Annotated in this window: 25 protein-coding genes, 1 tRNA gene and 1 pseudogene; 14 read left to right on the top strand and 13 right to left on the bottom strand. The window is 66.5% G+C overall.

The window, feature by feature from the left end:
* Positions 1 to 2: 2 nt before the first annotated feature.
* On the bottom strand, positions 3 to 206 hold the full coding sequence (locus tag CUT39_RS04935) for a hypothetical protein (RefSeq protein ID WP_198586891.1): 204 nt from the start codon (positions 204 to 206) through the stop codon (positions 3 to 5).
* Between the two features lie 26 nt (positions 207 to 232).
* Positions 233 to 796 (bottom strand): alpha/beta hydrolase, encoded by a 564-nt coding sequence (locus CUT39_RS04930; protein ID WP_100444860.1) that lies wholly within the window; start codon positions 794 to 796, stop codon positions 233 to 235.
* A 358-nt stretch (positions 797 to 1,154) separates the two neighbouring features.
* Here CUT39_RS04930 and CUT39_RS04925 point away from each other — a divergent pair, with 358 nt between their 5' ends.
* The 9 genes from CUT39_RS04925 to CUT39_RS04885 all read left to right on the top strand — a co-directional run bounded on the left by CUT39_RS04925 (position 1,155) and on the right by CUT39_RS04885 (position 9,235).
* On the top strand, positions 1,155 to 2,207 hold the full coding sequence (locus CUT39_RS04925) for an AAA family ATPase (protein ID WP_100444859.1): 1,053 nt from the start codon (positions 1,155 to 1,157) through the stop codon (positions 2,205 to 2,207).
* Positions 2,204 to 3,103, top strand: coding sequence for a DUF58 domain-containing protein (locus CUT39_RS04920; RefSeq protein WP_408611108.1), 900 nt, complete (start codon positions 2,204 to 2,206; stop codon positions 3,101 to 3,103). The genes CUT39_RS04925 and CUT39_RS04920 overlap by 4 nt, the downstream gene beginning before the upstream one ends.
* A gap of 17 nt (positions 3,104 to 3,120) precedes the next feature.
* Positions 3,121 to 4,071: a VWA domain-containing protein gene (locus CUT39_RS04915; protein ID WP_100444858.1), complete on the top strand. Its 951-nt coding sequence runs from the start codon at positions 3,121 to 3,123 to the stop codon at positions 4,069 to 4,071.
* A 172-nt stretch (positions 4,072 to 4,243) separates the two neighbouring features.
* The gene (locus CUT39_RS04910) at positions 4,244 to 4,948 is read left to right on the top strand and encodes a beta-ketoacyl-ACP reductase (RefSeq protein ID WP_100444857.1); all 705 of its coding nucleotides are present in this window, start codon (positions 4,244 to 4,246) and stop codon (positions 4,946 to 4,948) included.
* Positions 4,949 to 4,976: 28 nt separating this feature from the next.
* Positions 4,977 to 5,759: an enoyl-ACP reductase FabI gene (gene fabI / locus CUT39_RS04905; RefSeq protein WP_100444856.1), complete on the top strand. Its 783-nt coding sequence runs from the start codon at positions 4,977 to 4,979 to the stop codon at positions 5,757 to 5,759.
* Positions 5,760 to 5,772: 13 nt separating this feature from the next.
* Positions 5,773 to 6,813: a ferrochelatase gene (locus tag CUT39_RS04900; RefSeq protein ID WP_100444855.1), complete on the top strand. Its 1,041-nt coding sequence runs from the start codon at positions 5,773 to 5,775 to the stop codon at positions 6,811 to 6,813.
* Positions 6,814 to 6,873: 60 nt separating this feature from the next.
* On the top strand, positions 6,874 to 7,308 hold the full coding sequence (locus CUT39_RS04895) for an NfeD family protein (RefSeq protein WP_157930486.1): 435 nt from the start codon (positions 6,874 to 6,876) through the stop codon (positions 7,306 to 7,308).
* A 4-nt stretch (positions 7,309 to 7,312) separates the two neighbouring features.
* A complete protein-coding gene (locus tag CUT39_RS04890) occupies positions 7,313 to 8,347 on the top strand; it encodes an SPFH domain-containing protein (protein WP_100444853.1) in 1,035 nt (344 codons plus the stop codon).
* Between the two features lie 63 nt (positions 8,348 to 8,410).
* Positions 8,411 to 9,235 carry a TrmH family RNA methyltransferase gene (locus CUT39_RS04885; RefSeq protein ID WP_198586889.1) on the top strand — a complete coding sequence of 275 codons (825 nt, stop codon included), beginning with the start codon at positions 8,411 to 8,413 and terminating at the stop codon, positions 9,233 to 9,235.
* Here the strand turns inward: CUT39_RS04885 and CUT39_RS04880 are convergent.
* Positions 9,216 to 10,316 (bottom strand): C45 family autoproteolytic acyltransferase/hydolase, encoded by a 1,101-nt coding sequence (locus CUT39_RS04880; protein WP_157930485.1) that lies wholly within the window; start codon positions 10,314 to 10,316, stop codon positions 9,216 to 9,218. The two genes, CUT39_RS04885 and CUT39_RS04880, sit on opposite strands and share 20 nt — an antisense overlap.
* A gap of 50 nt (positions 10,317 to 10,366) precedes the next feature.
* Positions 10,367 to 11,380, bottom strand: coding sequence for a phosphotransferase (locus CUT39_RS04875; RefSeq protein WP_157930484.1), 1,014 nt, complete (start codon positions 11,378 to 11,380; stop codon positions 10,367 to 10,369).
* A 156-nt stretch (positions 11,381 to 11,536) separates the two neighbouring features.
* Between CUT39_RS04875 and CUT39_RS04870 the strand changes: the two genes are divergently transcribed.
* Both CUT39_RS04870 and CUT39_RS21010 read left to right on the top strand, forming a co-directional pair.
* Positions 11,537 to 11,622 (top strand) — tRNA-Leu (locus tag CUT39_RS04870).
* Positions 11,623 to 11,929: 307 nt separating this feature from the next.
* Positions 11,930 to 12,109 (top strand): hypothetical protein, encoded by a 180-nt coding sequence (locus CUT39_RS21010; protein ID WP_232805589.1) that lies wholly within the window; start codon positions 11,930 to 11,932, stop codon positions 12,107 to 12,109.
* Between the two features lie 138 nt (positions 12,110 to 12,247).
* On the opposite strand, the pseudogene CUT39_RS21665 reads toward CUT39_RS21010, so the two are convergent.
* The 4 genes and pseudogenes from CUT39_RS21665 to CUT39_RS04845 all read right to left on the bottom strand — a co-directional run.
* A pseudogene (locus tag CUT39_RS21665) lies at positions 12,248 to 13,267 on the bottom strand (recombinase family protein); the annotation flags it as partial.
* A gap of 1,276 nt (positions 13,268 to 14,543) precedes the next feature.
* Complete coding sequence (locus CUT39_RS04855) at positions 14,544 to 15,434, bottom strand: phosphotransferase family protein (RefSeq protein WP_100444849.1); 891 nt, start codon at positions 15,432 to 15,434, stop codon at positions 14,544 to 14,546.
* 14 nt (positions 15,435 to 15,448) lie between these two features.
* Positions 15,449 to 15,907 carry a glycine-rich domain-containing protein gene (locus CUT39_RS04850; RefSeq protein WP_100444848.1) on the bottom strand — a complete coding sequence of 153 codons (459 nt, stop codon included), beginning with the start codon at positions 15,905 to 15,907 and terminating at the stop codon, positions 15,449 to 15,451.
* Positions 15,908 to 16,102: 195 nt separating this feature from the next.
* The gene (locus tag CUT39_RS04845) at positions 16,103 to 16,693 is read right to left on the bottom strand and encodes a hypothetical protein (RefSeq protein ID WP_100444847.1); all 591 of its coding nucleotides are present in this window, start codon (positions 16,691 to 16,693) and stop codon (positions 16,103 to 16,105) included.
* A gap of 155 nt (positions 16,694 to 16,848) precedes the next feature.
* Here CUT39_RS04845 and CUT39_RS04840 point away from each other — a divergent pair, with 155 nt between their 5' ends.
* Entirely contained in the window at positions 16,849 to 17,700 is an 852-nt protein-coding gene (locus tag CUT39_RS04840) for a helix-turn-helix domain-containing protein (protein WP_100444846.1), read from the top strand.
* A 13-nt stretch (positions 17,701 to 17,713) separates the two neighbouring features.
* Positions 17,714 to 18,283 carry a class IV adenylate cyclase gene (locus CUT39_RS04835; RefSeq protein ID WP_100444845.1) on the top strand — a complete coding sequence of 190 codons (570 nt, stop codon included), beginning with the start codon at positions 17,714 to 17,716 and terminating at the stop codon, positions 18,281 to 18,283.
* On the opposite strand, the gene CUT39_RS04830 is transcribed toward CUT39_RS04835, so the two are convergent.
* The 4 genes from CUT39_RS04830 to CUT39_RS04815 form a co-directional block, all read right to left on the bottom strand.
* The gene (locus CUT39_RS04830) at positions 18,215 to 20,191 is read right to left on the bottom strand and encodes an RNA-directed DNA polymerase (RefSeq protein WP_100444998.1); all 1,977 of its coding nucleotides are present in this window, start codon (positions 20,189 to 20,191) and stop codon (positions 18,215 to 18,217) included. The two genes, CUT39_RS04835 and CUT39_RS04830, sit on opposite strands and share 69 nt — an antisense overlap.
* A 335-nt stretch (positions 20,192 to 20,526) precedes the next feature.
* Positions 20,527 to 21,327: a Nif3-like dinuclear metal center hexameric protein gene (locus CUT39_RS04825; RefSeq protein WP_198586888.1), complete on the bottom strand. Its 801-nt coding sequence runs from the start codon at positions 21,325 to 21,327 to the stop codon at positions 20,527 to 20,529.
* A gap of 531 nt (positions 21,328 to 21,858) precedes the next feature.
* Positions 21,859 to 22,380: a GNAT family N-acetyltransferase gene (locus CUT39_RS04820; protein ID WP_198586887.1), complete on the bottom strand. Its 522-nt coding sequence runs from the start codon at positions 22,378 to 22,380 to the stop codon at positions 21,859 to 21,861.
* Positions 22,377 to 23,051, bottom strand: a complete 675-nt coding sequence (locus tag CUT39_RS04815) for a TetR/AcrR family transcriptional regulator C-terminal domain-containing protein (protein WP_198586886.1) — start codon at positions 23,049 to 23,051, stop codon at positions 22,377 to 22,379. Before CUT39_RS04815 ends, CUT39_RS04820 begins: the two co-directional genes overlap by 4 nt.
* A 52-nt stretch (positions 23,052 to 23,103) precedes the next feature.
* Here CUT39_RS04815 and CUT39_RS04810 point away from each other — a divergent pair, with 52 nt between their 5' ends.
* On the top strand, positions 23,104 to 23,787 hold the full coding sequence (locus tag CUT39_RS04810; RefSeq protein WP_100444843.1) for a DUF998 domain-containing protein: 684 nt from the start codon (positions 23,104 to 23,106) through the stop codon (positions 23,785 to 23,787).
* Positions 23,788 to 23,932: 145 nt separating this feature from the next.
* On the opposite strand, the gene CUT39_RS04805 is transcribed toward CUT39_RS04810, so the two are convergent.
* A partial coding sequence (locus CUT39_RS04805) for a hypothetical protein (RefSeq protein ID WP_157930483.1) occupies positions 23,933 to 24,455 on the bottom strand: 523 nt, incomplete at its 5' end.

Here is a 24,455-nt window from a genome sequence, read left to right as displayed (position 1 = left end):
GTTCAATCATCCAGCTTCACCGTCTCGCACGGAAACCGGCGCCGGGTCAGGAACTCCCGCAGGTGGTCCAGGTGGTCGTCGCACGCGGCCCACTCCTTGACCCGCTCGGGGGTGTGCAGCTTCGGGTTGCGCCATCGGAGCATCCACCGGGCCCGCTCGCGGCAGGCGCGGGCGGAGCACACGGGCGCCTCGTCTCGGTCGGTCACCTCTCGATTCTGCTTCAGCCGGGGTCTCATCCGTGACGGGGCCACACCGCGGTGTCGATGAAGGCCTCGACCGCCTCGACGAGGTCGGCCAGCACGCGTGCCGACTCGACCAGGGGCCGGCCGCGCAGGAACATGCCGTGGTCGGCGCCGTCGATCTCGCAGACCTCGCCGGGCAGCTCGTGGGCCAGCGAGGAGTTCCAGGCCCGGTCGTCGGTGCCGCCGATGAGGAGAAACGGCGCGGTGGCCCGGCGCAGCGCCTGCACGACCGGGTAGTCCTGCAGCAGGGGAGTGAACCAGATCGCCGGCAGGCCGTGGTGCGCGGCCGGGACCGCGGCGGCCGTGCCGAGCGACTTGCCGACCAGCAGCGGCGGGTCGTCGTTGTGGACCCGGTCCAGCACCGCCTCGACCTGCTCGGTGACGCCCTCGACCATCATCTGGGGGTCGGAGGCGAGGCGGTCGGGCCGCTGCCATTCGATCGGGAAGGTGTGGGCGCCGCGGGACTGGAGGGCCACGTGGGCGAACATCAGCAGCGGTCCTTGGACGCCGTAGTTGCGTCCGGGCAGCAGGAGGGCCTGGCGGCGATGAGGCATGTGGACGATTCTAATGCCGACGGCCGGGCCGCCGGGATCGGCGCACCTCTGTTCGAAAAAGGGAAGAAGGCACAAAAGGGGTAGGAGCCGCGCGACCACGGGGGAAGCCGCGCGGCTTGCACAAAGCATAGCGCTCGCCCAAAATGCAGCAACGGATTGAATCGGCGCGGCGTGTCACTGTTTCGGGCAAAACGATTTTCCAAGCGCGGGGCACGGGCCTTCGCGGAGCCGAATTCGCAGGCCGCCCAAGGTGATCGGGATGTCGACGCAGCGTGATCCGGCGGGAGGCGCGCGTTGCTCGTACGGGCGAATTAGTATCGACAGCACCAGTCCGAACCACGTGGGAGCAGGAGCCGACATGGGATCACCCGAGGCCGAACGTTCGACCCCGGCCGAGAACGCCGCCTTGCTGGAGCGGGCGCTGTTCGAGATCAAGAAGGTCATCGTCGGCCAGGACGCACTGGTCGAACGCATGTTCTCGGCCCTGCTCGCGCGCGGCCACTGCCTGATCGAGGGCGTGCCCGGGGTGGCCAAGACCCTCGCGGTCGAGACGATGGCGACGGTCGTCGGCGCCGACTTCCAGCGTATCCAGTTCACCCCCGACCTGGTGCCGTCCGACATCGTCGGCACCCGCATCTACCGGCAGTCCTCGGAGTCGTTCGACGTCGAACTGGGACCGGTCTACACCAACTTCGTGCTCGCCGACGAGATCAACCGGGCCCCGGCCAAGGTCCAGTCGGCGCTGCTGGAGGTCATGGCCGAGCAGCACATCTCCATCGGCGCCGAGACGCACCATCTGCCCCAGCCGTTCCTGGTCATGGCCACCCAGAACCCGATCGAGCAGGAAGGGGTCTACCCGCTGCCGGAGGCCCAGCGCGACCGGTTCCTGTTCAAGATCAACGTCGGCTACCCCACCGACGCCGAGGAACGCGAGATCGTCTTCCGCATGGGCGTGGACGTCCCCGTGCCCGAACGGGTGCTCGACGCCGAGGACATCATGCGGCTGCAGAAGGCCGCCGACTCCGTGTTCATCCACAATGCCCTGGTCGACTACGCCGTCCGCATCGTCATGGCCAGCCGCCACCCCGCCGCGGCCGGGCTCGGCGACCTGACCCAGCACATCCAGTACGGCGCCAGCCCGCGCGCGTCCCTGGGCCTGATCCGCGCCACCCGCGCGATCGCGCTGCTGCGCGGCCGCGACTACGCCCTGCCCCAGGACCTCGACGACATCGCCCCCGAGATCCTGCGGCACCGCCTGGTGCTGTCCTACGACGCGATGGCCGACGGGGTCGAGGCCGACCACATCGTCGGCCGGCTGCTGGCCGCCGTCCCGGCCCCCACCGTCACCCCCCGCCAGGACGCGGCCCCGCGCGAGAGCGCCGCCGGTCCGCAGCCCGGCGGCGGGTGGTGAGGGTGAACGCCGCGGACCTGCGCCCCCTCGACCGGCTGCAACTGCACATCGCGCGCCGGCTCGACGGGCTGCTCCACGGCGACTACCTCGGCCTGCTGCCCGGACCCGGCTCCGAACCGGGGGAGGCCCGCGAGTACCGGCCCGGCGACGACGTGCGGCACATGGACTGGCCGGTCACCGCCCGCACCACCACCCCGCACGTGCGCACCACCGTCGCCGACCGCGAACTCGAGGCCTGGCTCGCGGTCGACCTGTCGCCGAGCCTGGACTTCGGCACCGTCGGCATGCTCAAGCGCGACCTGGCGATCAACGCCGTGGCCGCCTTCTCCTACATGGCCGGACGCGGCGGCAACCGCATCGGCGCGGTCGTCACCGAGGGCGGGCCCGCCAAGGCCATCCCGCCGCGTCCGGGCCGCGGCGGCGCCCGCTCGCTGCTGCGCGCGGTCGCGAGGCTCCCCAAGGGCGAGGGCCCCGGCGACCTGGCCGAACTGCTCGACAAGACCCGCCGCCACACCCGCCGCCGCGGCCTTGCCGTGGTCATCTCGGACTTCATCGGCGCCGAAGGCGGCCGCGACTGGGCCCGCGAGCTGCGCCGCCTCTCGGTCCGCCAGCAGGTGCTGTGCGTGGAGGTCGTCGACCCGGCCGAGCTCAAGCTGCCCGACGTCGGCGTCCTCGACCTGATCGACCCCGAGACCGGCGAGCTGGTCGAGATCCAGACCGGCAACGCCCGCCTCCGCGCCCGCTACGAGGCCGCCGCGGCCGCCCAGCGCGAACGCATCGCCGCCGGCATCCGCAGCGCCGGAGCCGCCCATCTGCGCCTGTCCACCGGCAACGACTGGCTGCGCGACATCGCCGCGTTCGTCGCCGCCCGCCGCCACCTGGCCGCCTACCGCTAGACGACGAAGGAGACCTGTTGATCCGCCTGCTCGAACCGGCATGGCTGTTGGGGCTGATCCCGGTGGCCGCGCTCGCCGGCGTCTACGTCTGGGCGCAGTACGCGCGCCGGCGGACCGCCGTGCGCTTCGCCAACACCGCGCTGCTGGCCAAGCTCGTCCCGCGTCTGCCCGGCTGGCGGCGCCACATCCCGGCCGGACTGGTCGTGATGTCCCTGGCCGTACTGGTCGGCGGCATGGCCCGGCCGGCCGTCGACGTCCAGCAGCCCCAGGAACGGGCCACGGTCATCCTCGCCATCGACGTCTCACTGTCGATGATGGCCACCGATGTGGACCCGACCCGGATCGACGCCGCCAAGTCGGCCGCGGCCGACTTCGTCTCCGAGCTGCCCGAGCAGTACAACGTCGGCCTGGTCTCCTTCGCCGGCTACGCCTCGGTCACGGTCCCGCCGACCAAGGACCGCGGCCAGGTCGCCACGGCAATCCAGGGCCTCAACCTCGCCGAGGCCACCGCCACCGGCGACGCCGTCTTCGCCTCCCTCCAGGCCGTCCAGCAGGTCCCCGCCGACGGCTCCGGCGAGCTCCCGCCCGCCCGCGTCCTGCTGCTGTCCGACGGCTACCGCACCGCCGGGCGGAGCGTCGGCGAGGCCGCCGAGGCCGCCGCCGCGGCCGAGGTTCCCGTCTCCACGGTCGCCTTCGGCACCGACGAAGGGGTCATCGAGCTCGACGGCCAGCTCGTCAGCGTCCCGATCGACCGCGAGGCCCTCGCCGGGCTCGCCGACGAGACCGAGGGCGAATACTACGAGGCGGTCACCGCCGACCAGCTCCGCGACGTCTACCAGGACATGGGCTCGTCCCTGGGGGAGCGGATCATCGCCCGCGACATCTCCCAGTGGTTCATCGGCACCGCGCTCATCCTCCTGTTCACCGCCGCGGGGCTCAGCCTGGCCTGGACCTCCCGCGTGCCCTGACCGGGCCCGACGGGCCCGGCCGCGGTGCCCGCGGCCACACGGTCCGTGAAGGCCAGTGAGGCGCGCCGACGCGTCGTCGCTACGATCGTCCGTGGCTTCATACAAAGAACGTGAGGGAGTTCCTCCAAACCGTGGAATTCCGGAGTCAAGTCAACGTGAGGGAGTTCGAACAATGGCGCGCACGGTCCTCGTCACCGGCGGCAATCGCGGGATCGGCCTCGCGATCGCCCGGGCCTTCGTGAACCAGGGCGACAACGTCGCCGTCACCCACCGCGGCAGCGGCGCGCCCGAGGGACTGTTCGGCGTCCACTGCGACATCACCGACGCCGCCTCCGTCGACACCGCCTTCAAGGAGATCGAGGAGCACTTCGGCCCGGTCGAAGTCCTCGTCGCCAACGCCGGCATCACCGACGACACGCTCCTGATGCGCATGAGCGAAGACCAGTTCTCCCGCGTCCTCGACACCAACCTCACCGGCGCCTGGCGCGTCGCCAAGCGCGCCTCCGCCAAAATGCTGCGCGCCAAATCCGGACGCATGATATTCATCTCCTCGGTCACCGGCCTGCTCGGCAACCCCGGCCAGACCAACTACGCCGCCTCCAAGGCCGGCCTGGTCGGCCTCGCCCGGTCCATCACCCGCGAACTCGGCAGGCGCAACATCACCGCCAACGTCGTCGCTCCCGGATTCGTCGAGACCGACATGACCGCCGAACTGCCCGACGATCAGCGCCAGAGCTACATCGACGCCATCCCCGCCCGCCGCTTCGCCTCACCGGCGGAGGTCGCCGGCGCCGTCACCTGGCTCGCCGGCGACGACGCCGCCTACGTCAACGGCGCGGTGATCCCCGTCGACGGCGGCCTCGGCATGGGCCACTAATTTGCAAAGCTCGAACACGGAGGAACTGATGTCAGGAATCCTGGACGGCAAACGGCTGCTCGTCACCGGTGTGCTCACCGAGCAGTCGCTCGGCTTCGGGGTAGCCAAGTACGCCCAAGAACAGGGCGCCGAGGTGGTGCTCACCGGCTTCGGCCGCATGTCGCTGGTCGAGCGCATGGCCGCCAAGCTGCCCAAACCCGCGCCCGTCATCGAACTCGACGTCACCGACCCCGAGCAGCTCGACTCCCTGGCGGGGAAGGTGCGCGAGCACGTCTCCGGCATCGACGGCGTCCTCCACGCCATCGCCTACGCCCCGCCGGACGCGCTCGGCGGGAACTTCCTCAACACCACCTGGGACGACGTCGCCAAGGCCGTCGAGGTCTCCGCCTTCTCCTACAAGTCCCTCGCCGTCGCCTGCCTGCCGCTGATGGAGGACGGAGGCTCGGTCGTCGGCCTCGACTTCGACGCCCAGCAGGCCTGGCCCGTCTACGACTGGATGGGCGTGGCCAAGGCCGGCCTCGAGGCGGTCAACCGCTACCTCGCCCGCGACCTCGGCCCCAAGGGCGTCCGGGTCAACCTGGTCTCCGCCGGACCCCAACGCACCATGGCCGCCAAGTCCATCCCCGGCTTCGAGGCCTTCGAAGAGGCCTGGACCAAGCGCGCCCCCCTCGGCTGGTCGCTGACCGACTCCGAACCGGTCGCCAAGGCCTGCGCCGCGCTCATGTCCGACCTGTTCGTCGCCACCTCCGGCGAGATCATCCACGTCGACGGCGGATTCCACGCCGTCGGAGTCGAGCGCACCGAGAGCTGACAGGGGGTCGGCGATGCCACAATACGACGCAGTCCTGCTGGTCTCCTTCGGCGGACCCGAAGGACCGGCCGACGTACTCCCGTTCCTGCGCAACGTCACCCGCGGCCGCGGCATCCCCGAGGAACGCCTGGAGGAGGTCGCCGAGCACTACCACCACTTCGGCGGCATCTCTCCGATCAACCAGTGGTGCCGCGAGGTCATCGAAGCCCTCCGCGCCGAGTTCCGCGACGCCGGCATCGACCTGCCGATCTACTGGGGCAACCGCAACTGGCCGCCGATGCTGGTCGACGCGGTCACCCGGATGACCGGCGACGGCGTCCGGCGCGCGCTGGCCATCTGCACCAGCGCCTACGGCTCCTACTCCTCCTGCCGCCAGTACGTGGAGGACATCGCCGCCGCACGCGCCGCGGTCGGCGAGACCGCCCCGGTCATCGACAAGATCCGGCACTTCTTCGACCATCCCGGATTCATCGACGGCTTCGCGAAGCAACTGGAGGCCGAACTCGGCAAGGTCGAGGACGCCTCGGCCACCCGCGTGGTCTTCACCGCCCACTCCATCCCCGGCTCGATGGAGGAGTGCTCGGGCCCGGCCGGCGCCCGCTACTCCGACCAGGTCGCCGAGGCCGCCGAGCTCGTGGCCGAGCGGGCCGGATGGACCGGGCCGTACGACGTGGTGTGGCAGTCTCGCTCCGGCCCGCCGGCGATGCCGTGGCTCGAACCCGACATCAACGACCACCTCAAGGTCCTCGCCTCCGAAGAGGTCGACACGGTGGTCGTCAGCCCCGTCGGATTCCTGTCCGACCACATCGAGGTGCTGTGGGACCTCGACAACGAGGCCGCCGAGACCGCCGCCGGGCTCGGCCTGCGCTACCTGCGGGCCGGCACCCCGAGGATCGACGCCGACCTGGTCGGGATGTTCCGCGACCTGGTATCGGAGCGGGTCTTCGGCACCCCGCTACAGCGCCTGGGCAAACTCCCGGTATGGGATCCGCTGCTCGAAGGCTGCTGCCCGGCCCGCCGCCCTCCGGCGCCGGACAAACACCGCACCCGCTGACGAATCGACCCGGGCCGACACGGCTCGGGTCTTTTTGTGACGCGTGACATGCTTGGAAGCGTGGATACCTTCTTCTGGATCATCATCGCCGTGATCCTCGGCGTGGCCGAACTGTTCACCGGCACACTCGTCCTGGCCATGGTCGCCGGCGGCGCCGCCCTGGCCGCCATCGCCGCGGGCCTGGGAGCCCCGTTCTGGCTCCAGGTCGTCCTGCTCGGCGCCGGATCGATCGCCTCGATCTGGGGTCTGCGCCCCTTCCTCAGGCAGGCCTTGAGCGAAGACGGCCGCGGCGGCGACTCCCTCGGCACGAAGGCCATCCAAGGCACCGATGCCGTCGTCCTCGAACAGGTCGACTCCAACGGCGGCCTGGTCGAGATCTCCGGGGACAACTGGACCGCCTACTCCCTCGAGCCCGACCAGATCCTGGAACCCGGAGACCGGGTGACAGTGGTAGAAATCAAGGGAGCGACCGTCATCGTCTGGAAGCAGAGCTAACACCATGGACCCGATCGGAATACTCCTACTCATCATCGCGGCCTTCGCGATCATCGTGCTCGCACGTTCGATCCGAATCGTCCCTCAACAGTGGAACTACGTCATCGAGCGCCTCGGGCGCTACCGCCGCACCCTCGAACCGGGACCGCGCCTGCTGGTCCCCTTCGTCGACACCGTCCGGGCCAAGGTCGACCTCCGCGAGCGCGTGGTCAACTTCCCGCCGCAGCCGGTGATCACCGAGGACAACCTGATGGTGCACATCGACACCGTCCTCTACTACATCATCACCCAGCCCACCCACGCGGTGTACAACATCGACGACTACCTCTCCGGCGTCGAGCAGTTGACCACCACCACGCTGCGCAACGTCGTCGGTGCCATGGACCTGGAGCAGACCCTCACCAGCCGCGAGGAGATCAACTCGCGTCTCGCCGCCGAGCTCGACAAGGCCACCGACAAGTGGGGCCTGAAGGTCACCCGCGTCGAACTGCGGGCCATCGAACCGCCGCCGAGCATCCGCGACGCGATGGAGAAGCAGATGCGCGCCGAGCGCGACCGCCGCGCCACCATCCTCACCGCCGAAGGCGTCAAGCGCTCCGAGATCCTCAAGGCAGAGGGCGAGCAGCAGTCGAAGGTCCTGCGCGCCAAAGGTGAACGCGACGCCGAAGTGCTGCACGCCGACGGCCAGGCCAAGGCCATCCAGACCGTCTTCGCCTCCATCCACACCGCCAAGCCCACCGACCGGGTGCTGGCCTACCAGTACCTGCAGAAGCTCCCCGAGATCGCCCAGGGCGAATCCAACAAGATGTGGGTCATCCCCGCCGAGCTCACCCGCGCCCTCGGCAGCCTCGGCAACGCCTTCGGCGGCATCCAGGCCCCCTCCGAGGAGGACGACGAGGTCGAGGTCGACACCAGCGCCCTCCGGCTCGACGACGAGGCCGCCAAGGCGCTCGAGGCGGCCGAGCAGGCCGCCCAAGAGGTCAGGAACCTCAGCGAGAGCCGCAAGCGCAGCTCCGAGCTGCCCCCGGCGAACGAATAGACCGCACCGGGCGCCGCGGGACGTTCGTCCCGCGGCGCCCGGCCTCTGCGGCACAATCGAAGGGTGTCCTACCCAGTCATCGCCATCGACGACCCCGACGACGAGCGCCTCGCCGACTACCGCGCCCTGACCGACCTGGCGCTGCGCACCCGCTTCGAGCCGCCGAACGGCCTGTTCATCGCCGAAGGCCGCCAGGTCGTCGAGCGCGCCCTGCGCGCCGGGTACCGGATGCGCTCGATGCTCATCGACGCCAAGCGCACCGACCAGCTCGCGGGCCTGGCCGAGGACGCGCCCTGCTACACCGCCGGACCCGAACTCCTGGAAGCGGTCACCGGTTTCCACGTCCACCGCGGCACCCTGGCCTCCTTCCACCGCCGGACCCTGCCCGAACCGGCCGAGATCCTCGAACGGACCCGGCGCCTGGTGGTCCTGGAAGGGATCAACAACCACACCAACATCGGCGCGATCTTCCGCGTCGCCGCCGGGCTCGGCTTCGACGGCGTGCTCCTGGCCCCCGACTGCGCCGACCCCCTGTACCGCCGCAGCGTCCGCGTGAGCATGGGGGAGGTGTTCGCCGTCCCCTACACCTACCTGAGCCCCTGGCCCGACGGCCTGAAGCAGATCCGCGACGCCGGATTCGCCCTCATCGGCCTCAGCCCCTCGGCCGAAGCGATCGACATCTCCGAAGTCGGCGCTGCCGACCGGGAGCGCCCGGCGCTCATGTTCGGCGCCGAAGGACCGGGTCTGACCGGTCCCGCGCTGGCCGCCTGCGATACGGCCGCGGTGATCCCGATGCACGCCGGGGTCGACTCTCTGAACGTCGCCGCGGCGACCTCGGTGGCCTGCTGGGAGCTCTCGCAGCCCGAACCTAGAGTCCGACGGCGGTGAACTCGGATTCGCAGGGCGGCCCCCAGGTGTAGCTGAACCGCCGGGCCTCCAGGTCCAGATGCACCGCCAGGGCGGTATGCGTGCGCAGTTCCTCCGGGTCGGTCTCGACCGGGTGGCGGCAGATCGCCAGCGGGCCGCCGTCGTGGTCCCGCATGGCCGCGTGCAGCCGCTCGGCGGCGATGGGGGCGGTCTCCTTTCCCAGCAGCGTCTCCATGCGCTCGCAGCGGTGGAAGGTCGAAACGCGCCCCGACTCGAGCCAGCTCTGATGGACGCCGAGAGCCTCGGGGGAGCGGAAGTGGTTGGCATGCACCAGCGGTTCCTCGCCGGTCTGGTAGATCACGCGTGAGCCCGGCGGGGAGGTCTCGACGGTGGCGACGCCGCCGTCGGCGCTGCCGATGACGAAGTTCGCCGAGCAGGCCGGCCGCGGGGCGGCGGCGTGCCCGATCGCCCCCTGGAAGGTCGTCGACTGGAGGATGCGCCATGTGCGCAGGTGGAACGGCACCGAGTCGATTCTCCAATCGTCGGCGGCGGCGCCGAGCCCGTTGACGCAGAGCCCCAGCCCGGCGCTGTTGATGCCGATCTTGGCCCCGGCGACGCCAGCCTCGGTGAATCCGAGCACGGTCGTCTCGCCGCTCTTCCACTGCAGGAGTGCGCCCTCGACCCCGGTGAACCAATCCCAGTTCTGCCCGATCTGCGTGCCGCCGCCTGCGAAGACGCCCGCGGGCCCGCCGAAGGCGGTGCACTCCCCGCGGATGGATTCGGCGGTGGGTTTGCCGAACTCGCTCCAGGCGCTGTAGAGCAGCTCGTATCGCGCGTTCAGCAGGGCGATGTCGAGGATCGTCTGCCCCGAGCCCTCGGCGATCCCGTCCATGATCGCCCGGTAGGCGGCGTCCTCCCGGGTGAACAGCCCCAGGAACCGCTGCGAACGGTCCACGAGCTCGGCCTCCTTCAGCCCCGACGTCAGCATCCGGGACCGGTACACCTCGATGTTGGCGGCGATCTGGTCGCGCAGTTGCCGCCCCTGTTGCACGCCTTGGCGAAAGGGGCTGCCCTGGAGGTGCAGGAGGGGAAGTTCACTCATGGTGGCCATTGTGGCAGAGGCGACACGGGGGTGTCACTCGCGAATCGGCCTCAGCGGCCCATGAGGGACTGCTCCACCTGGGAATAGTGGATCGTCCACCACTTGACCAGTCCGGTCTGGCCGGGCAGCAGGTGATCACAGGCTGAGTTGTGACGAACGTAATGCCACTCGATGACCCAGTTGTCGGTGAGGCGGTCCCACCAGAGTTGATGCGTCGCGAGCCCGATCTCGGGCTCTCCGACGTCGAACACCGAGCGGTAGCCGCCGGCGAAGGCCCTGATCCGGTCCGAGTCCAGGCCGCGCTCGTCGCCGTAGGTGAAATAGAACACGGCGGAGCGGACCATCTCGCGGGCGTAGGCGGACACGGTCAGCCGGTCCCAGTCCAGGATCGCCGAGACCGCGTCGCCGTGGCCGTGCAGCACGTTGTGCGGGTGCAGGTCGCCGTGGATATAGCCGACGTACTGCGGCGGCATGTCGGGGGGCCGGCGGTCCCCGAGCCTGACCAGCAGTCCGCGCTTGAGCCGGAGCGTCTGCTCGGCGGTGGCCTCGAATCCGGTCTTGTCGCCGCGGCCTGCCGCGACCAGGTCGAGCAGTCGGTCGACCTTCTGCAGGGCCGCCTCGGTCGTGGGCGGCGTCTCGACCTTGGGCGGGCGGTCGGCCGGGATCGCGGTGTGCAGCGTCCGGTGGAGCCGCCCGATGACCGACCCGAGTTCCCGGCACGCCTCCTTGGTCATCGACAGGCCGGAGCGGTGCCGCCCGGCGACCCAGGGGAAGACCCCGAACTCCTCGCCTTCGAGCAGGATGGTCGACAGGCCCTGACGACTGGGAGTCGGCAGCACCACGGGCACGCCCGAGGCGCCGAGCGTCTGCAGCACATGGAACTGGAACTGGAGTTCAGCACCGGTGACGTCCCTGAACAGCTTCAGCAGGTAGGACCCGGAGGAGGTGTCCACCCGCCAGCTTCGGTTCATCAAGCCGGTCTGGACCCGCTGCATCCGGTAGATCTGGCCGAGGTCCCAATGTGCCAGCGCCGAGTCGGGGAGTCCAGGCGCGGTCACGGTCATGCCACAAGCGTAGCCGTCGCGCGCCCGCCGTCGGGACCGTGAACCCCCTTGGCGGAACCCCCCAAGGGTCGTGTAAAGTTTCATCTCGCGCGCCGGGGAAGCCGACAGGCCCCACTGGCAGGCAAAACCAAATCCAGATAGACTCTCTGTGTGCCCGCGCGAGTGGCGGAATGGCAGACGCGCTAGCTTGAGGTGCTAGTGTCCTATTAACGGACGTGGGGGTTCAAGTCCCCCCTCGCGCACAAAGGGTTCCTTATCAGAACCCGGGTGTTTTTGAACATAGTTTTCAGTGGCGTTACCCGTAGGGGTAGCGCCATTGGTGTCTCTACGATCGCACACCCATCGGACCAGCGGCCCGGCCGTCTCGGCGTGTTCGGTCCGTTTCACGGTAGGTCCGTGGTCGCCTCGATCGAGGAACAGCTTGTTGAAGCAGATCCGGTTGAGCATGCGCCGGATATCGTCGGCGGCGTCACGATAGAACCGCTTCGGATCACTCATCAGCTGCAGTAGCAGCTCAACGGTCTCGCCGGCCTGGTCGAGCCGCTGCGCGTGGACATCTTTGAGCCGAGCATTGATGGCCTCGCGCTGGTCGCGGAGGCGGCGGATCTTGTCGGTGAGCTTGTCGGCGGGCCAGTCGGGATGGCCGATGAGGTCGACGCACTGATTCTCGGCGGTCTCGAGGCGCCGCAGTTCGCGCTCCAGTTCCCGCCGCATCGCCTCGGTCACTGAGCCTTCGGCTTCCAGTGCATCGGCGAGTCCGGAGCGAATCTCGTCGGCCTCGTCATGGCTGATAGTGACGGTGGCCCAGTGTGTGACGACATGGTCTTCGACGGCTTCGACGGCCATCCGGGGGAGGTCGCATTCGCCGCTGGCTCTTCCGAGGCACAGGAAGTAGAAGTAGTAGCGGCTGGTCTTGGACTTGGCGCGCTCCAGGGTGAGTCGCCGCTTGCAGCGGGCGCAGTGCACCAGTCCTTTGAGGTAGTGGTCCCACTTGCGGTCCCTGGTCCCGGCGTTGCGCTGAACGTAGAGCACTTGCTGGACCTGGTCGAACAGCTCGGCCGTCACGAGCGGTTGGTGGCGGCCGTCGTATTCGCGTCCTTTGTAGGGGACTTTGCCGAGGTAGTAGCGGTCCTTTAGGATCTTGCCGATGGCGTGGATCGACAGTTCGCATCCGGCCGGGTAGCGCTTGGTCGGTCGGGTTCGCAGTCCGGCGGCGGTGACCGTTTCGCGGAGTTGTTTGAAGGTGTACTGGCCGGTGGCGTAATGCTCGAAGAGCATCTGCACCAGCGGCGCGCGTTCGGGGTCGGGGATGACGGTGCGCACCGGGCGGCCCTCGACGGAATCGGTGGCGTTCAGGTATCCCAGCCGCGCCCGGTTCGGGGTGCCGCCACGCTGGGCCTTGGCCTCCATCTTGTAGGCGATGTCGTCGCCAGCCGCGCGGGATTGGTACTCGTTGACCACGTCGAGGATTCCGGCGAGCATGTCGCCCGATATCGAGTCGGTGGTGGGGTCCTTGACCGACAGCAGAGAGACGCCGAGTTGTTTGAGTTCGCGGCGGGTCATGGCGGAGTCGGCGGCGTTGCGGAAGATCCGCGAGCGCATGTAGATGATGATCGCGTCGACATCCCGGTCCCGGCGCACGCGCTCCATCATCGCGTTGAAGCGCGGCCTGCGGTCGATCGTCTTCGCCGAGCGTCCCGGTTCGACGTACTCCTCGACGACCGTCAAACCGAGCTGGCCGGCCAGCTCGATGCACGCCTTCCGTTGCGCGGGGATGGAGTTGCCCTCGGGGTCGTAGTCGGTGTTGACCTGCTTGGGGTCCGAGACCCGCAGATACAGCACCGCACGTCCGCCACGGAGCGGCTTGTCGCCCTTGCTGGATGTCATTCCTCGAACTCGCCTTCAAGATTGCCGTCGATTCGTCTGACGCCCTGGCACGGGGCTGGCTCGGCACCGTCGGGCTGGCGTTGGGCCATGCGGACGAGCAGGTGAGCGAGCTGGCGGGTATCGAGTGTTTCGCATCGTTTCCCGGTGACTCGGATCGAGTCATCACGGCGGCTCACCAGGGCCACCACCCTGTAAAACCCCAGGCCAGGGCATCAATAGCAACGCTAGAGGAACTCCGTGACTGCGTCGAGCGCCCGCGAAGCCCGGGCGTCGTAGGAGCGGCGAATTCCCGGTCCGAAGATCCGCATTCCGAAACGGTGATGACGGAGCAGAAGCTGGAGATCGGCGGTGCCGGGTCGACTTCGAAGAAGACCGACCATTCGCCGGTAGCCGTTGGCGCAGCAGACGGTGGTAGATGCGGCACGGGGTGCGTCCCACCGGGCATCGAACAATCCAGACTCCCCTCCATCGTACGGGATTCGGCGGGAGCGAGTCTTGATGCGGAATTGGGGGCACCGTGTAGGTGGTTACTGCGCAGGTCAGGGATGGTTACCCTCCCGGGATGCTTCCGGTCCGCGGCAGCGTGCTCATGGCCGACTACCGGGAGGGTAGCCAGGGTAGTCGGGAGCTCAATTGCAGCTCAGCCAGGGTAGTCACGGAGGAAAGCCGGCAGTTCGACGCTCCGAATGAAGGCGTTCCACGTTGAGTTGGCCGCCGTTGACCGCTGGATCGATGAATGTGACCAACACGCATCCCTGAAGCTGGCCCCCGGTGGCTGGTACCCACGGATGCGTTCCCAGACTGGGCCTGAACGAAGCGCGTCCCGGTTACCCACCATCCGTCCAGGTAGCAGCGCGAGGAACCCCCGAGTCGCCAAGCCCGACAATATATCTCCCGCGGGGACGGCAGAGCACGGGTGACGGCCGGGCCACGATCTCGACCAGGGCCGGTTGGCGCGATCCAAGTCATGTGTGAACCGGTCAGGTCCAACCGACTGAGCCGGATCCACGTTTGCGCCGCCAGAATAATGTTGCGGGCGCGCTGGGCGGCGCTGCATGTGGCTGGGCCGGTGGGAGCGGCGGACAAGTGTCCGGACAACTGGCCCCCGCAGGCTGGGTCCCGCACAGTGTCCGGCACATGGACCCCCGCACCTCGCAGCGGCTGACTACCCGGCGTTCTGGCTGGTCAAAGCCGGTTACTAGGGGTGGCTCCGAACCCCGACAATATATTCTCCCGCGGGCACCTTAGGGCAGGTCCGGACTCGTATTCCGGCCTGTCATGCGAGGGCCAGGCGATCGAGAAGCCGGATGGCGGCCTCGGTGATCGTCTTCAGATGGGGCCGGGCTTGGTCGCGCCGACTGAGCCAGGTCCACATCCCGGCGGCCTCGATCAGACCCGCCGTTGCGGTCGTAGCGTCGAGTGATCGGCCCGGCCTGGTGCTTCCGAGCCAAGAGAGCGCGTCGGCGGGGGAGTGCCCGGCATCGACCAGGCGGACGGTGAGCAGGAGCGCGTCGAACCAAGGTGGAGCGGTTCTGGCCCACGCCCAGTCCACGATCCGAACCCGATCGCCGGCGATGAGGACGTTGAGTGCGTGCAGATCGGTGTGGGCGAGCGTCTCGGCCTCCAGCACCGACAAGCGGCCCTGCTCGCCCGCTGCGGCCCACTCGAGCCGAGAGGCTATCGCTGGTGACAGGTCGGCCTGCGGCAGGGCTTGAAGGCGCCGCCACGGACTCGCCCGCCGCCACTGGTCAACGAGTCGCGGTAGCGAGTCGACTCGCTGCCTGTTGGCAGTCTCATGGAGCTGGTCGACCACCGCGGCCAGTAGCTCCAGGTCGGGGCTTCCCGGGCTGAGTTCAGCGTGACGACCGGGAACATGCTCGAGCAACAGCACCTGCCACCCGCCCGCCTCGATGTAGGCGACCAACTCCGGCGCGAGCCCCCTGAGCATCGGAGCTACTCGTGCTTCATCGGCGAGCATGCGCGAAAGCCGCGCATTGGCGGTCGGCGTGGCCTTGCAGAACCACACTTGCCCATCCACTCCGACAGTGCCAGTGAAGGCCGCATGCACGCCCGCCTCGATCGGACGAGCCTCGATCCCACCACCGAGCCGGTCGGTAAGGACCGCGCGGAGGGCGGGATCGAGGCAGTCGTCGGCAGTTGCGCTCAAAGTCGCCTACCAGTTCAGGCTCGGTCGGGTGGGGGGTCGTCGGCGCAGCCATTGTGGCACTGCGAGCACTTGACGCCGCCGTCGACGCGCCACAACTCCTCGTCCACCCACATCCCGGCAGCGCGGATCGCCGCCATGGTCTGTTCGAGTGCCGTCTGGACTGCCGCTTCCTCGGTGTTGGCGGACTCCACGTGCGGGACGTGGTGAATGAAGCCGCCCGCGACCGTTTCGCAGAAGGCGGCGTAGTCGCGGGTATGCAGGATGAAGGCGTGCCAGCCCAAGTCCACGGCAGCCGAGGGCGACAATGGCGCGCTGGTGGCCGCGCAGGCGGCAATGAACGCCGCTGCTTGATCGACCACGCGCTCGGCGGTATCGGAATCGAGGTCGTGATGGGCTATCAGTCGACCCGTCAGCCGGTCGAAGGTCGCGGGGGCGATCAGGTCGCGCCCGTGTCTGGTCCGAGTGGAGTGCATGTGTATCGGTTCCTGTTCTGCCGGGACGATCGTTGCGGTGCCGTTCCCCGGCCGGACGGCACCTGGATGAGGCCCGTTGTTGTGTAGAGCTGGGCGCGGCGGGTCGGGAGGAATTCGGGTCAGCTGCCCGCCGCGCCCGAGCCATGAGGGTGCGGGGCGCGCCGCCCACCCGGCGGCCCCGCGAGAGGGGTCGATTCAGAGTCGCCCGTGCTCGGCCGCGCGGGTCAGGATCGCCTCGGCCTCGCGTCGCCAATGCCGCTTGCGGTCATCGGGTGTCGACTTCCAGCCTGGTCGGGTGACCATCCCGCAGATGCGCCCGGCATCGTGCAGCAGATCGGCGACCGGCGTCAGGCCGCCCGCAACGTTCAGGACGCTGAGCAGGGCCTGCTCGGAGGCGACCTGCGGTTCGACGGCGAACCGGAAGCCATCGAGGTCGAACGTACCGATCACGGAGGCCGGTAGCGGATCGGATTTGGTCGGGAGCGGTTGTTCGGCATGCCAGGCGGCGATGAGAGCGGCGATCTGGCGGCGCTGCTCGGCCTTCCATGCCTCGGTCTGGTCGCGCCAGGGTTCCTCCCAGCAGACCGAGCGGACGACGCCGCCGGAGTGCAGGGCGTAGCCGATCTTGACCGGCTGCCCGCGATAGTTCAGCCAGGTCGAGGCGTATCCGGTGCCCTTGCGGGCCATGAGTGTGAGCCGGTTGCCGGTGCCGGTCGTCCACTCCCCGAGCACTTCCGGTGAGGTCTTGCCGCCGGGCTCGGCGGCTCGTAGGCTTGCGGTCGTCACCAGGACGCTCCTTTCAACGAGTTCTGGTGAAGCGGGCCGCCGCGCGTGTGGAATCGGGACGGCGGCCCGTTGTGCAATACCCATCGTCACGAACCGCCTACCGGCCCCGCTAGCCCCAGGCGGGTATCTCATGATGAGATGTAATGTTAATGCCTATGGACACACCGTTGTTCGTTCCCGTGGATCTCCCCGACGACCTCTGGACTCGCGACTCCATGCGGCAGGCGCTCGCGGCCAGAGACATGACCGCCGTCTTCCGCTTGGTTCAGCAGTATGGTGGCTTGACCCAGTCCCGCATCGGCATCGCCACCGGACTCGGCCAGGGCCGCACGAACGAGATCTTCAACGGCAGACGCAAGATCGCCAGCATCGAAGTCCTCGAACGCATCGCAGACGGCCTCGGCATGCCTGACCGAGCCCGCCACCTGCTCGGACTCGCCCCTGCAATCGGTGAGCCTGAAGCCTCCGAAGCTCAAGCCGCACGCATCGGCATCACACGCGTCTTCGCCTCCCAAGCCTCCGCCGCCAAAGAAATCCGCGACGCCGCCTGGCAAGCGCGCACCGTCGATCTGCTGGCCGTCCGAGCCCTCGGCCTGATCGGCCTCAACGATTCCCTCCTGCGCGAACCGCTGACCGCCGAACGACCCGAACCGGTCAAAGCCCGAGTCCTGCTACTCGACCCCGACAGCCCCGCCGCAGCCCACCGAGCCAAGGAGATCGGCGAGTCAGCAGAGTCCTTCACCGCCGGCATCTGCCTGTCGATCGCTCGACTCCGCGAGCTCACCGACCACCCGCACCTCGACCTGAATGTCGCGGTCTACTCGACCCTCCCGACCTGGCGGATCATCCGACTTGACGACCTCATCTACCTGTCGATGTTCAACAGCACCACCGAAGGCCACCAATCGAGCATCTACCGCCTCACCGCCGCGCAGTACAACATGCTCCACGTCGGCTTCACCCGCCAATTTGAAGACCTCTGGACGAACGCCGACCGCCTGATCTGAGAAGCTGGTACCCGTGATCGAAGCCGAGCTGAAAGCCCGAGTCCGCGACGTCGAAGCCGTCCGGCGCTGGCTCCGCGAACGCGCCACCGAAGAACCCGCTACCTACCACGACACCTACTACGACTGGCCCGACCACCGCCTCGACACCGAAGGCCGAGAAATCCGCCTCCGCACCATCGAAACCCGAACCGACACCACCCACCTGCTAACCTACAAACAACCCCCCGCTGATGCCAGTGGCTCTAAACCTGAGCACGAAACAGTCGTCGCCGACCCGAACTCTGTCGAAGTTCTGCTCCGCGACTTGGGAATGGTCGAGCTGGTAAGCCTAACGAAACGTTGTCAGAACTATCGCTTCACCTACTGCGATCGCTTGATCCTTGCAACTATTGTGAATGTACCTGAACTAGACGGTACCTTTCTTGAGATCGAGACCTTGGCTTCGGAGGTTGACCTGGAGTCCGCGCTAGGGACTGTTCGCACTGTAGCTACCAAACTCGGGGTCATTGACAGTCTAGATTACGCCAAATACACTGATTCCGTAATGCAAATGCGTGTCAGCGAACAGGCGCCTAAAGAATAACTCAGTCCACTTCTCAAAAATCGCTTCCATCTGGCGGTCCCGGAGTCGATCTGGGTTTAGTTGGAGGTGATTGAGGTACGACTCGAATCTTGTATTGCGCCTCTGTCGATCTGGATCAGAATCGCCAATAATTTCGATAAGTGGAATAGACCTAGGTCTGGTCATGTACCGATTTGGAAGCAGGACTGACCTAGGCTGAATTCTTCGATAACCTATTTCTAGTGCTTTCTTGTTGCCGTCTATGAGGCTTCGAAGGAAGTCGATGTTTGTCTGAACTCGTGTGGAGAGGTCTTTGCTAGGTGAATCAATATTCCTAGAACTTGAAGCTATGAGTGGAGTAAGCTGAAACCCAATTGTTCGGCTCCTGAGCGTTGCATCTTTAGCTTGTGAAATAAGTGAGCTTCGTTGCGCCGGGTTCGCAAATTTCCAAGCTGGAGTCATCCATGCAGATGCAATTTGGTCATGCTGCGCAGACTTGGCGCCGCGCCGTGCATTCCTTTGGAATTCTTTGATGCATTGGTCTGCGATAATCTTCCAAAGTTCTGGATCTGCCTCAACAGGGGTTGTAGCCAGTGTCTCGGGAATTAGAATGCCGATATCGGTGTAGAGCCCGCTGAGCTCTTGGCTGGTGCGAATAAGACTATCGAGAGTGCATTCTGTAAGGGGAAATGATCGAACATACTCCAGGATTGCGCCAGCTAGTTTCGGATTGGTAATCAGGTCATCTTGCCAGTGTGGCATCCAATCCTCAATGCCGATCTTGCGTTGAAGTGTGTACAGACGTTTAAGGACGCGGTCCCATCGCCGGGGTCGCTGAAACAGCTCGCGGTGTTGTGTGGCGAGGGCCTTCAATTCGGTCATAGTAGATTCTTGGGGGTGGTATACTCGGATATCGTGAAGCTTGCGGGATGAAGAATCTATGGAATATTCAATCTTCTGAATCTCGCCGTTGGTAAGCGCGAGAATCTGATCCTTGTAATCTTCAACGCTCTCGATCTTTGTCTTGGCTCCATTGATGTATAGTCCGAGTTCCTCCAGTCGTGCTTGGAGTCGGGAGACATAAAGTAGGCCCTGTCGTTTCGACTTGACGCCGATTGTTATGTCATCCATGAAGCGTGAGTATCGGTTTTGCTGACCTTCTGGGAAGAACTCGCTATCGAGATGGAATAGCAGGCTATGTGCAATAGTGCGGGAAGATCCAGATATCTCCTGTGGTAGGCCAAATGGGGACTCCCTTGCATAGTCTGGTTTAGGCATCACTCCTTCAATGATCTTTATGCAGAGTCTCGAAGTAACTTTGTCAAGGATGGTTTGAGAATATAGATGTTCTCGTATAGTTTCCGGTTGAATGGAGCCAAAGTAGTTTGAAATATCGGTCTCGACGATGAACTTGACATCATCGATGTCGAGCATTTTGGATACGACTCCGTACTCCTTTAGCCAGAGCTTATACCAGCTTCCGGAATATCCGGGTTCCACACCGGATTCGTCTGGAGACGAGTTCTTTTCGCTCTTGCGGAATCCAACCCACTCTGTGTTGCCATCGAGAATAGCCTTCTCGGTCTTATGCATAATTGATCTATAGAGGAGTAGGTCTCTAAGATCCAGATATGCTTGAGGCCGTGAAAGTCCGTTACCTTTTGCAGTTCTAACGATACGGGCCTGTTCAGGCTGATAGCGATTTGACTCGATCTCTTCACATAGGTTAGTAATAATGTCTTCTATTGCCCATTCGATTCCTGCGTAATCGATAGGATCGATATCTAGGTAGAGATCACTAAGGTTAGATGATAGTAGAACCTTTCTTCGGAGCTTCTTCCATTGTTCCCGTATAAAGTTCGGTCTGGTGATATCGTTCAGCGAGACTTTGGGTTGAATTTGCAAGTATTCGTTCTTAGGTGGTTCCATCTTGGTATAAGGCTCCTCCAACCGGGAGCTCGATGTTACCTGGCTGCCTGTCTCCACATGCCTGTGGCGTATCGGGAACGTCCGAGTCAATAGTCGTAATATGTGTTGTATATAGCTATTAGATACTTTTGTGAAGTATGCTACGAATGTCAATAATCAGCGCCGTGACCTGGGGCGATGGGTTCAGATAGGCGGTCGCTAGGTGCACAGTACGAAGGCCCTGGTTACAGGGCCTTTTTTGTTTCCTGCGGTGGCATGTTCGGCCCCCGTCGGGAAGGGGTGCCGCCGGCTCGACAGGGCCGCGGCGCTAACAGCCTTCTGTCGCGCGTGCGCCGCTAGGCGGACACGGTGCGGAAGGAGTCTACGGTGGGAATGAAGTCAACGGGGAATCCGGGCAGGAGGTCCGCGAGGCGGTCCGCCATCTCGGACATCCCCTCCTGCTCCGAGGGCACATGGCCGATAACGATGAGCCCCTTGGGCAGACCGGCACCGACGGCGTCGGTGGCATAGGCGGCGGTCTCCCACTCGTTCGACTCTCCGATGAGAAGCACGTCGACTTCGGGGTGGGCAAGCATCGCGCGATTCTTCTCGAAACCCCAGAAGCCGGGCTGAATCCCGGCGACCGTGACCGGCAGATCGGGGTTGCCGATATAGCGGAGGGCGCCGGCGCCGAGGGTCCGCGCCGCATACTCGGCGAGCGAGCCGAGCGTCGTGGCCGGGATGTCGAAGGTCGCCGACAGGTCGGCGCGCTCGAAGTCCTCCCAACCCAGAGCATGCGCGGCTCCGTCGACGGTCCGATCGGGGCGGGTGTCGTGCATCGCGTCGTGGAGGCGTCGTACGACCAGCCGGTGCCGTGCGATGAACGCCGACTTCACGTGGTGGACCGGGTCGGCCTCGGCTGAGAGCATCGCGTTCCATTCCCCGCGATGGTGGAAGTACAGCGGTTCGTGGGAGATAACCAGGTCGAGCCCCTGCTCGACCGCGTGCTGGAGCACGTCGAGCGTCGCCATCATGGTGAAAGCGACGCCATGGATCTCCTGATCCGGGCCACCCGCAAGATACTCGTCAACCGTCGCTTTGCGTCGGGGAACTCCGAGATGCGCATCGACAAGATCTACGACGTCCTGAGCTTTCATAGCCACGTAAGCAACCTACCCGTTCCAAGCGCCCATCGGTGGCCCGAGCAGCCGTCGAGGCATCCACCGCTCGATCCCGTTCCAGCAGACCGGCTCCGATCGCAGTCCACGACGGCAGACCGACATCAGTGCATGTCGTAGAAGGCCTCACCGGCAAGGTCGCGCCCTCCGCCGCGCCCATGGTGGGCATCGAGGGGGTCGCCGCGGGGGCAGCTCGTCAGCAAGGCGCGAAATCAACGCCGTGACCTGGGGTGACTGCTCGGGTACGACGTCGCTGGATGTAGATATCAAGACACCGGTAGCAGGGTCTTCTCGCGTTCACAGCTCGATTGAAGCGGTCCCGGCGGACCTGGCGCCGAGGAGCAATAAGAGTCGAATTCAGAGTCAGAGGCCAAGTTCGATCATCGTCACGGAAGCTCTTGCCGGAGGACTCATCGAGCGGTTCCGCGCCGTTGAGTGACCGGTTGTGGCTCGCAAGCGGAGTGAAACGGCGTCGTTCGGGCGTGAACCAACTGGCCGCCTCTCCAGCGGTCACCAGGTCGTGGCGTGGATACGGACGCTCTCGCCTGACCGCGATATGGCGTTTCGCTCGAATGCCAGGCCTATCTTCTCGGCGACGCGCTGCGACGGCTGGTTGTCCGGGGCGATGATCGCGACCAGTCGCTTCGCACCCAGGCGGTGGCGGGCGTGGTCGCAGCAGGCCGCCGCCGCTTCGGTCGCATAGCCGTTGCCCTGCAGCTCGGCCCGGACGTGGTAGCCGACCTCCAGGTAGGTGACGTCTTCGATCTCCTGCAAGGTCAGGCCGCAGTCGCCCACGAACTCGCCGGTCGTCCGCAGAGCGACGAGCCAGAGTCCGAATCCTTCCTGCTCGTAGAGGCGCCGGTTCCACTCGATCCAGGCGAAGGCTTCCTCCCTCGTCTTGGGGCGGGGGTAGTGGCGCATCACGTCGTGATCGCCGAGGAGCCCGGCCATGTCCTCAAGGTCGTCCTCGGTCATCTCCCGGAAGACGAGTCGGTCGGTCGGGCCAGGCAGGGGTCGGTGGCGGCGGGTCACGGGCGCTCCCTCAATGCCTTAGCGGGCGGCTTCGGATAAGGGCGCATGCCGTTGACGAGCATGTGCAGGCCGTGTTCGAAGGCCGCTTCGCTTTGGGGATCGCCGCCTTCGGCAATCGCGTCGGCGAAGACGGGGTTGGCCTCCAGTAGTTCGGCCGCCCCTGCGGGCGGGCCGTCGGCGGAGTCGTGGGGGTCGCCCTGCTCGGCCAGCACAAATCCGGTCACGTAGTGGCCGATGGCCATCACCGACCTGAGAGCGGCCGCGGGACTGAAGCCCGCTTTGACCAGAACGGCCAGCTCGCCTTCGACCTGGGCGGCCACCTCCGGGCCCGGGCTGGTGGCCGTGACCAGGCGGGCGCCGTCGCGGTGGGCCAGCAGGAGACGGCGATGCTCGCGGCCCCGGCGGACCAGCCACTCGGCCCACGCTTCGCCCTCGGACGGGCCGGAGAAGTCTTGAGCGAGTTGGATCGTCGCCGACATCGCCCCCAGTAGCTCCTCCTTGTCACGGAAATGCCAGTACAACGCCGACGACTTCACCCCGAACTCGGCGGCCAGGCGGCGGGTGCTGAGCGCGTCGAGGCCGACCCGGTCGAGCAGGCGCAGTGCCGCCTCCACCACGGCTTGGCGGGTCAGCCCCGGGCGGTGGTCTCCGCCACCGTGTCCATCGGTCACGAGAGAGCATCTTAGCACCGTGCAATCATCCTTATCAGTGATAAGGAGTTCTATGAGCGTTTCAATCTTCTGGATCGACCGGGCCCTGCTCGCGGCCGGATTCGGGCCCAGCCTGTTCGTGATCGTCCTGCTCGTCGAGAGTTTCACCCGGCCCGGCTACGACCCGTGGTCGCGCTTCGGCAGCGAGCTGGCCAACGGTGAGCGCGGCTGGACGGTGATCGCCGCCTTCATTGCGGCCGGTGTGCTCACGGTGGCCTTCGCAGTCGGGCTGCGCCGATCGCTGGTCCACGGCCGGGCCGCCGTCGCCGGACCGTTGCTGGTCGGCCTGTTCGGCATCGGGCTCGTCATCGCCGGAGCCTTCGTGGTCGACCCCAAACCCGGCTACCCGCCAGGGGGCACCGGGACCGCAACCGGGACGCTCGTCGGTTCGATCCACGACAACAACCTGTTGCCGACCTGGTTGGCCATGACCGCTGCGATGGCGGTCATGGCCTGGCGGTTCGCCGACGATCCGGACATGAGGCCCTGGATGTGGTACACGGTCGCGGCCGCCGCGGTGTCCCTGGGAACGCTCATGGCGGCCCTGGCGCTGTTCGATTCGACCACGCAGACCGGCTCGTGGCACGGCCTGTGGCAGCGCATCGCCATCGCCGTCGGCTTCACGTGGTTCGGTGCCGTGGCGGTCCAACGCCTGCGATCGACTCGGAATCGGGTCCACTACTCGGCGACCGCATAGGCTGCGCACAAGGTGCGATCCAGATGCAGGTAGGACGCGCAGGATCACGCCCGGAGCGGCGGGCGTGATCACGGGACCGGCCGATTTCCAAGGGATCCGGCTCCTCATTGGTTCGGATGAAGGCCGGTCCCGGGGTCGGCGCCCGCTACGGGTGGTGGACGTCGGGTTTGCCGCAGTCGCCGTCGTAGGTCTGGTCCTCGGGCGGGTGGACCCGGGTGGTGAGGCAGGCGCGGACGGTTACGACATCGATGTCGGGTGGCTCGATTCCGATCCAGGCGGTGGGGGTGAGCTGGGCGCGGAAGTCGATCGGGTTGTCGTCGGGGATGGGGACGACCTCGCGGTCCACTGCGGTGGCGGCGGTCTCCCAGTCCGCCTCGTCGGCGGTGTCGTCGAGGTCGTAGGCCTGGAGTTCGATGTAGGGGACGACCGGTACGAGGTAGTTGCAGTCGCCGAGGTTGGCCGACTGCGCCTGTCCCCGGAGGTTGACCGCCGGGGGCTGGGGAGGGTGCGTGGCGGCCCAGGACAGTTGGCCCTTGGTCTCGGTGAAGGTGCAGGTGTCGTCGTGTTCGGCGAAGAACGGTTGCGGTGGTCCTTCGGGGTGGTGGCCGGCGGCGGGCGCGGTGAGGCCGAGGGCGAGCAGGGTTCCCGCGGTCACGGCGAGCGCGGTT

Origin of the sequence: Glycomyces xiaoerkulensis, assembly GCF_002798405.1 — a bacterium.
In the GTDB taxonomy this organism is placed as follows: Bacteria; Actinomycetota; Actinomycetes; order Mycobacteriales; family Micromonosporaceae; genus Glycomyces; species Glycomyces xiaoerkulensis.
The sequence above is the reverse complement of the archived record's forward strand: the minus strand, read 5'-3'. Positions and strand labels throughout refer to the sequence as shown.